Here is a 7,305-nt window from a genome sequence, read left to right as displayed (position 1 = left end):
CCTCAAGACCATGGAATTCACCTCGCTGACCCGCCGTGTCGCGGAAGCGACCAGCACCGAGGCCGGCGACGTCCAGGCCGTCGCGGTCACCGTCGAACGCGCCGATCATGCCCATGGCCCGGACGTTGGCGCCGGTTTGCCGCCGGTTGCCCGAAACGCGCCTGGCACTGAACCGGACGAAGCCGGCGGGACGGCGGAGACGTCAAAACAAGGCGATACCCCCTCCCTGCTCGCGGCACTAAGGCTGGAGCGCGCGGCCACCGGCAAGATCGACATTTCGGCCTATCACTGCATCCGCGATATCTCGACCCTGAAAGCCTGGGTCGCCGAGGCACGGGAGGCTGGCATCGCCGCCTTCGACGTCAGGGCGACATCCGCCGATCCGATGCAGGCGGAACTGATCGGCATGGCCATCGCCACGGCTCCCGGACGCGCCGCCTACATTCCCTTCGCCCACATGAGCGGCAATGGCGACCTGCTCGGTGGTGGCGCGCTCGAAAACCAGATTCCGCTGCGCGAGGCGCTGGCGGTGCTGAAACCGCTGCTCGAAGACAGATCGGTTCTCAAGATCGCGCAGAACCTGAAATACGATCTTGTCATCATGAGCCGCTACGGCATCGATGTCGCACCGTTCGACGACACCATGCTGATCTCCTACGTGCTCGATGCCGGTACGCCCCATGGTCACGGCATGGATGCGCTTGCCGAAAAGTGGCTCGGTCATACTCCTCTTCAGCTCAAGGACGTGACCGGCTCGGGCAAAAGCTCGGTCGGTTTCGATCAGGTCGACATCGACAAGGCGACGGCTCATGCCGCCGAAGACGCCGATGTGACGCTGCGGCTCTGGCTGGTGCTGAAACCGCGGCTTGCCGCCAAGGGCCTGGTGTCGGTCTATGAGCGGCTGGAGCGGCCGCTGGTGCCGGTGCTGGCGCGCATGGAACAGCGCGGCATCTCGGTCGACAGGCAGATCCTCTCGCGGCTCTCCGGCGAATTGGCGCAGGGCGCCGCTCGCCTCGAAGAGGAAATCTACCAGCTCATCGGCGAACGCATCAACATCGGTTCGCCAAAGCAGCTCGGCGACATCCTGTTCGGGCGCATGGGCCTGCCCGGCGGTTCGAAGACCAAGACCGGCCAGTGGTCGACCTCGGCGCAGCTTCTCGAAGATCTCGCTGCCGAAGGTCACGAACTGCCGCGCAAGATCGTCGACTGGCGCCAGCTGACCAAGCTGAAATCGACCTATACCGATGCGCTGCCCGGCTTCATCCACCCCGACACCAAGCGCGTCCACACCTCCTACGCGTTGGCCGCTACGACGACGGGACGCCTGTCATCCTCCGATCCGAACCTGCAGAACATCCCGGTGCGCACCGCCGAGGGCCGCAAGATCAGGACCGCCTTCATCACCGACAAGAGCCATCGGCTGGTCTCGGCCGACTACAGCCAGATCGAATTGCGGGTGCTCGCCCATGTCGCCGAGATCCCGCAACTGCGGCAGGCTTTCGCCGACGGCGCCGACATCCACGCCATCACCGCGTCGGAGATGTTCAACGTGCCGGTCGAAGGCATGCCCTCGGAGGTTCGCCGCCGCGCCAAGGCGATCAATTTCGGCATCATCTACGGCATTTCGGCCTTCGGTCTCGCCAACCAGCTGTCGATCCCGCGCGAGGAAGCCGGCAACTACATCAAGAAATATTTCGAGCGCTTCCCCGGCATCCGCGATTACATCGAGGAGACCAAGGCCTATGCCCGCGAGCACGGCTTTGTCGAAACGATCTTCGGCCGCCGCATCCATTACCCCGACATAAGATCGTCCAACCCCTCGCTCCGCGCCTTCAACGAACGCGCCTCGATCAATGCCCGCCTGCAAGGCACCGCCGCCGACATCATCCGCCGTGCCATGATCCGCATGGAGGAGGCGCTGGAAAAAGCAGGCCTTTCGGCACGCATGCTGCTGCAGGTGCATGACGAACTGATCTTCGAGACCGTCGAGGCGGAAGTCGAGGCGACGATCCCGGTCGTGCGTCATGTCATGGAAAACGCGGCGATGCCGGCGGTCTCAATGTCGGTGCCGCTGCATGTCGACGCGCGAGCCGCCAACAACTGGGACGAGGCGCATTAGCACCAACGCAAGTTGTGTTGAGATTCAGATCAGGCCGAGCCGAAAATGGTGGATTCCGAGAACCGGAGCGGAGCGTACTTTTCGTACGTGAGCACCGGAAGCGGCAGGAAGCCGCCATTTGCAGGCCGGCATCATCTGAATCTCAACTCACCTCAAGCCGCCTCAGCCAAACACTTGGCACATGTCCCGCGAAACTCGATCACCGCCTTCTTGGCGGCGAAGCCGGTGGAGCGCACCCATTCGTCCAAGCTGTGGCCGACATCGTGGTCTGACATTTCGGTGACCTGCCCGCATGTGTCGCAAATGGCGAAGGCAGTCATCGAATGGCTGTGGTCATGCGGCTCGGCGCAGGCGACGAAGGAATTGATGCTTTCAAGCCGATGCACGAAACCTGACTTCACCAGCGTGTCGAGCGCGCGATAGACCTGGAGCGGTGCGCGAAAACCGCGCTCGCGCAATTGGTCGAGCAAGGTGTAGGCACTGAGCGGTCCGCTGGCGGTCTCGAGTTTCTCGAGCACGCACAGCTGGTTTTTCGTCAGCACATCCCTTGCCGCCATGATCCTGTTTCCAACTCGCCTTGCGTCGCTTGCGCCGCGCACAAACGATCCATGTCCCATCCAGATAGCGACGAACAGGCATTTTTGCTACTGTTTCCAGCATTCTGCCCGCAAGGCCGCCGAGAACATCGATCGGAGCGGGGCAACAGGCAGGTTGCCCGCCGTTTTTCGCTTTGCCGGCTTATCGAGCGGACCTATTTCCTCGGCGGGCCTTTGCGCTCGGCAGAAGCCGCCCACAGATTGATGTCGGATTCGCGCGCGTATGTGTCGATCTCGGCGAGTTCGGCATCGCTGAAGTCGAGCGCCTTGAGCGCGCCGACGCAGTCCTCGACCTGCTCCGGCCGGCTGGCGCCGATCAGTGCCGAGGTCACCCTCCCCTTGCGCAGCACCCAGGCCAGCGCCATCTGCGCCAGCGTCTGTCCGCGCCTGCCGGCGATGGCGTCGAGCGCCTTGATGTTGGCGATGGTCTTGTCGTTGATGAAGGCTGTCTTCAGCGACTTGCCCTGCGACGCACGGCTGCCGTCCGGAATGCCGCCGAGATACTTGTCCGTCAGCATGCCTTGCGCCAGCGGCGAGAACACGATGGAGCCGACGCCGAGCCCTTCGAGCGTGTCGAGCAAGCCGTCTTCCTCCACCCAGCGGTTCAGCATCGAATAGCTCGGCTGGTGGATGACGCAAGGCGTGCCAAGCTGCTTCAAGATATCGGCCGCCTCGCGCGTGCGCTGCGAATTGTAGGACGAGATGCCGGCATAGAGCGCCTTGCCCGAGCGCACGGCATGGTCGAGCGCACCCATCGTTTCTTCCAGCGGCGTGTCGGGATCGAAACGGTGCGAATAGAAGATATCGACATAGTCGAGCCCCATCCGCTTGAGGCTCTGGTCGAGGCTGGCCAGAATGTATTTGCGCCCACCCCATTCGCCGTAGGGCCCGGCCCACATCTGGTAACCGGCCTTGGTCGAGATGATCAGTTCGTCGCGGTAGGCAGCGAAGTCGGTGCGCAGGATCTCACCGAAGGCGGTTTCGGCAGAACCGGGCGGCGGACCGTAATTGTTGGCGAGGTCGAAATGCGTGATGCCGAGGTCGAAGGCCTTGCGCGCGATCGCCTGCTTGGTCTTGTGCGGCGTGTCGTTGCCGAAATTGTGCCACAGGCCCAGCGAGATCGCCGGCAGCTTCAGGCCGGAGCGGCCACAGCGGTTGTAGACCATTTTCTCGTAACGATTTTCGGCGGGCGTGTAGGGCATCGGAAAATCCTCGAATGGAAACGAGCCGGTCGGCTGCATTCGTCACAACGCGGCGAGTTGGCTCTGCCCCCCACCCTTACCCTCTCTCCGTCGAAACGGGGAGAGGGTTGAGGTGTGCTGCCCTATTTCTTCTTCGCCAAAAGCGCCTTGGCTTCCTTGACGCCAAGTGCGGCCGGCCGTTCGCAGGTGGTCTGCATGGCGACGAACTTGCCGGTTTCGCCGGAACGCAGCAGGCTGGTCATCACGTCGACGGCGTGCAGCGCCAGCTCCATCGAACAGCGGTGCGGCCGACCTTCCGCGATCGCCACCGCCATATCGGCAAGGCCTGACGTGCGGTAGTTGGCCATCATGCCTTGCGAATGCATCTCGTTGGGCACGCCGAACGGATGCGGCCAGTTCGGCAGCTTCTTGACCGGCTTGGCCGCGACGGTGAAGCGAACGTCACCACCGAAGAAGTTCGGGTCCGGCACAAACACCGTACCCGCCTCGCCATAAAGCTCCATCGGCGCGTGGCCGTGGGCCCAGACGTCCCAGCTGGTGTTGAGCGTGATAACGGCGCCGTTCTCGAACTCCAGCAGCCCGTGGATGGTTGTCGGCGTGTTGACCGGTATCTTTTCACCCGCGCGCGGCTTTGAACTGATCGTGCGCTCCTTGGCCGGCGTCGTCGCGAAGGCCGCGACCTGCTTCACCGGCCCGATCAGCTGGATCAGATTGGTGATGTAATATGGTCCGATGTCGAGCACCGGCCCCGCGCCTGGCTGGAAGAAGAAATCCGGATTGGGGTGCCAGTGCTCCATGCCGTGGCCCATGACATGGCACGTGCCACTCGTGACCTTGCCAAGCTTGCCGGTGTCGATCAGGTTGCGTACCAGCTGGTGCGCGCCGCCGAGGAAAGTGTCTGGCGCCGAGCCGATGCGCAGACCCTTTTTCTCCGCCCGCTTCTTAAGGTCGAGCCCTTCCTTGACCGACAGCACGAACGGCTTTTCCGAATAGACGTGCTTGCCGGCGTCGAGGATCTGCTTTGACACCTCATAGTGCACCGCCGGGATGGTCAGGTTGACGATGATGTCGATGTCGTCGGCCTTGAGCAGGTCTTCGACGGTGTCGGCGCGCAGCTTGAACTCCTTCGCCCGAGCCTTGGCCGCCTCCATGTTGATGTCGGCGCAGGCACGCATTTCAATGCCGCGGAACAGCGGCGCCAGCGAAAAATACGCCTTCGAGATGTTGCCGCAGCCGATCACGCCGATGCCAAGTTTCTTTGCCATGCTGGTTGCTCCTAATAGGTTTTGGCGGCTGCGATGGAGCGGCGGGCGAAACGCTCGATGTCGTTGGGGTTGTCCTGTTCCATGACGTAGTATTGGGCAGCACTCCTGGCACGCAACACCTTGATCAGGGCGGCCCAGTCGATGGTGCCATGGCCGACATCCGACCAGCCATCCTCATCCAGCCCCTCGCCGGGCTTGGCCATGTCCTTGACGTGGACGGCGCTGATGCGCTTGCCGTGTTTCTCGATCCACGGCAGCGGATCATCGCCGCCGCGCACCACCCAGGCAACGTCCATCTCCCAGCTGACATCGGGCGCGGATGACAGGATGTGGTCCTGCGGCACCGATCCGTCGGCAAGTTTCTTGAACTCGAAATCATGATTGTGCCAGGCAAAGCCGTAGCCGGCCTTTTTCGCGGCATCACCGACCTTGGCCAGGCGTTCGCCGAAACCACGCCAGCCGGCCACGTCGGATGGCCGCTGGTCGGGCATCAGGAAAGGACAGATGAGCAGCGTGATACCGAGTGCGTCGGCGGTTCTGCGCACGCCGTCAAAATCGTTCTCGAGCGCGTCGATCGAGAAATGCCCAGTCGGCATGGCAAGCCCGTTCCTGTCGAGCTCGGCGCGGAATGCCTGGGGATCATCATAGACGCCGCCGAAACCTTCGACCTGGGCGTAGCCGAGCTTGCCGAGCATGGCGAGCACACCGTCCCAGGGTTGGAAATTGCGGGCGCTGTAAAGTTGGAATGACCAATTCATCGTCTCTGTCCGTTTTGCTTGGGGATCGTCGTTGGAAGGTTGGTTCTCGGAAGCTAGATGCGTGTGCCGGTTGCGGTGTCGAAAAGCGAGGCGCGCATCGGATCGAATCCAAGCGTCACCGCCTCGTCGTTCTTGGGCGTGCGTTCCGAGGTCACTCGGACGCTGAAATTCTGCTGGGCAAGCTTCAGCCAGACCAGCGTGTCGGAGCCCATGGGTTCGACCACCTCGACATTGGCGGCCATCGAGAACGGCCAGCCGGTGCCGCTGTTCAGGCTGACATGCTCGGGCCTGATACCGAATGTGACGGGGCCGGGAGCCGGAGGCTTGGCAAAGTCGTAAGTGCCGAGCGGGATCTTGATATCCCCGGCCGCGAACCGCCAGCCGCCGTCGGCGTCTTCCAGGTGGCCATCGACGAAGTTCATTGCGGGCGAACCGAGAAAGCCGGCGACGAAGCGGTTGACCGGACGGTTGTAGATGGTCTGCGGCGCATCGAGTTGCTGGATGACGCCGCCCTTCATCACCGCGATGCGGTCGGCCAGCGTCATCGCCTCGATCTGGTCGTGGGTGACGTAGATCATGGTGTTCTGCAGCTTGCGATGCAGCAGCTTGATCTCGACGCGCAGTTCGGCGCGCAGCTTGGCGTCGAGATTGGACAGCGGCTCGTCGAACAGGAACACGTCGACATCGCGCACCAGCGCCCGTCCGATGGCGACGCGCTGGCGCTGGCCGCCGGAAAGTGCGGCCGGCTTACGCTGCAGCAGCGGTTCGATCTGCAGGATTTCAGCCGCCCGCGTGATCCGCTTGGCGATCTCTTCTTTTGGCGTGCCGGCGACACGCAGCCCGAAGGACAGGTTCTTCTCCACCGTCATTTGCGGATAGAGCGCATAGGACTGGAACACCATGCCAATGCCGCGGTCCTTGGGCTCTTCCCAGGTGACGTTCTTGCCCTTGATGAAGATGCGGCCTTCGGAAACGTCGAGCAGGCCGGCAATGCAGTTGAGCAAGGTCGACTTGCCGCAGCCGGACGGCCCGAGCAGCACGATGAACTCGCCATCGGCGACATCCAGATTGAGCGTCTCCAGGACGGTCACCGCGCCGAAATTCAGCGACAGGTCCTGGATCGAAACGCTGGTATCGTTGGCTGCCGTCATCGCCATCACCCCTTCACCGCGCCGGCGGCGATGCCACGTACGAAAAGCTTGCCGGAGATGAAGTAGACGATGAGCGGCACAAGCCCGGTCAGGATGGTTGCGGCCATATTGACGTTGTACTCCTTCACGCCTTGCACCGAATTGACGATGTTGTTGAGCTGCACCGTCATCGGATAGGTGTCGGGGCGGGTGTAGTTGACGCCCAACAGGAAGT

6 protein-coding genes and 1 pseudogene are annotated in these 7,305 nt (G+C 62.7%); 1 reads left to right on the top strand and 6 read right to left on the bottom strand.

All coding sequences use genetic code 11. The features are described from left to right. On the top strand, window positions 1–2,119 hold a 2,119-nt coding region (gene polA, locus EOA22_RS19375; protein ID WP_127390148.1), incomplete at its 5' end, for a DNA polymerase I. 152 nt (window positions 2,120–2,271) lie between these two features. On the opposite strand, the gene EOA22_RS19365 is transcribed toward polA, so the two are convergent. From EOA22_RS19365 to EOA22_RS19340, 6 genes and pseudogenes are all read right to left on the bottom strand, one after another. Beyond that, window positions 2,272–2,676 (bottom strand): Fur family transcriptional regulator, encoded by a 405-nt coding sequence (locus EOA22_RS19365; protein ID WP_013529546.1) that lies wholly within the window; start codon window positions 2,674–2,676, stop codon window positions 2,272–2,274. Window positions 2,677–2,870: 194 nt separating this feature from the next. After that, the gene (gene mgrA / locus EOA22_RS19360; RefSeq protein ID WP_013529545.1) at window positions 2,871–3,917 is read right to left on the bottom strand and encodes an L-glyceraldehyde 3-phosphate reductase; all 1,047 of its coding nucleotides are present in this window, start codon (window positions 3,915–3,917) and stop codon (window positions 2,871–2,873) included. A 122-nt stretch (window positions 3,918–4,039) separates the two neighbouring features. Then, window positions 4,040–5,182 (bottom strand): Gfo/Idh/MocA family oxidoreductase, encoded by a 1,143-nt coding sequence (locus EOA22_RS19355; protein WP_063169021.1) that lies wholly within the window; start codon window positions 5,180–5,182, stop codon window positions 4,040–4,042. Between the two features lie 11 nt (window positions 5,183–5,193). Continuing rightward, window positions 5,194–5,940, bottom strand: a complete 747-nt coding sequence (locus EOA22_RS19350) for a sugar phosphate isomerase/epimerase (protein ID WP_063169022.1) — start codon at window positions 5,938–5,940, stop codon at window positions 5,194–5,196. A gap of 53 nt (window positions 5,941–5,993) precedes the next feature. Next, the gene (gene ugpC, locus EOA22_RS19345; protein ID WP_027161308.1) at window positions 5,994–7,091 is read right to left on the bottom strand and encodes a sn-glycerol-3-phosphate ABC transporter ATP-binding protein UgpC; all 1,098 of its coding nucleotides are present in this window, start codon (window positions 7,089–7,091) and stop codon (window positions 5,994–5,996) included. Window positions 7,092–7,096: 5 nt separating this feature from the next. After that, a pseudogene (locus tag EOA22_RS19340) lies at window positions 7,097–7,305 on the bottom strand (carbohydrate ABC transporter permease); the annotation flags it as partial.

It is taken from the genome of Mesorhizobium sp. M7A.F.Ca.US.014.04.1.1 (assembly GCF_003998745.1).
In the GTDB taxonomy this organism is placed as follows: Bacteria; Pseudomonadota; Alphaproteobacteria; order Rhizobiales; family Rhizobiaceae; genus Mesorhizobium; species Mesorhizobium ciceri.
The sequence above is the reverse complement of the archived record's forward strand: the minus strand, read 5'-3'. Positions and strand labels throughout refer to the sequence as shown.

Bases quoted from the DNA above. Each gene is read 5' to 3' on its own strand.
- EOA22_RS19365 (WP_013529546.1), bottom strand. From the start codon at position 2,676: ATGGCGGCAAGGGATGTGCTGACGAAAAACCAGCTGTGCGTGCTCGAG.
- mgrA (WP_013529545.1), bottom strand. From the start codon at position 3,917: ATGCCCTACACGCCCGCCGAAAATCGTTACGAGAAAATGGTCTACAAC.
- EOA22_RS19355 (WP_063169021.1), bottom strand. From the start codon at position 5,182: ATGGCAAAGAAACTTGGCATCGGCGTGATCGGCTGCGGCAACATCTCG.
- EOA22_RS19350 (WP_063169022.1), bottom strand. From the start codon at position 5,940: ATGAATTGGTCATTCCAACTTTACAGCGCCCGCAATTTCCAACCCTGG.
- ugpC (WP_027161308.1), bottom strand. From the start codon at position 7,091: ATGACGGCAGCCAACGATACCAGCGTTTCGATCCAGGACCTGTCGCTG.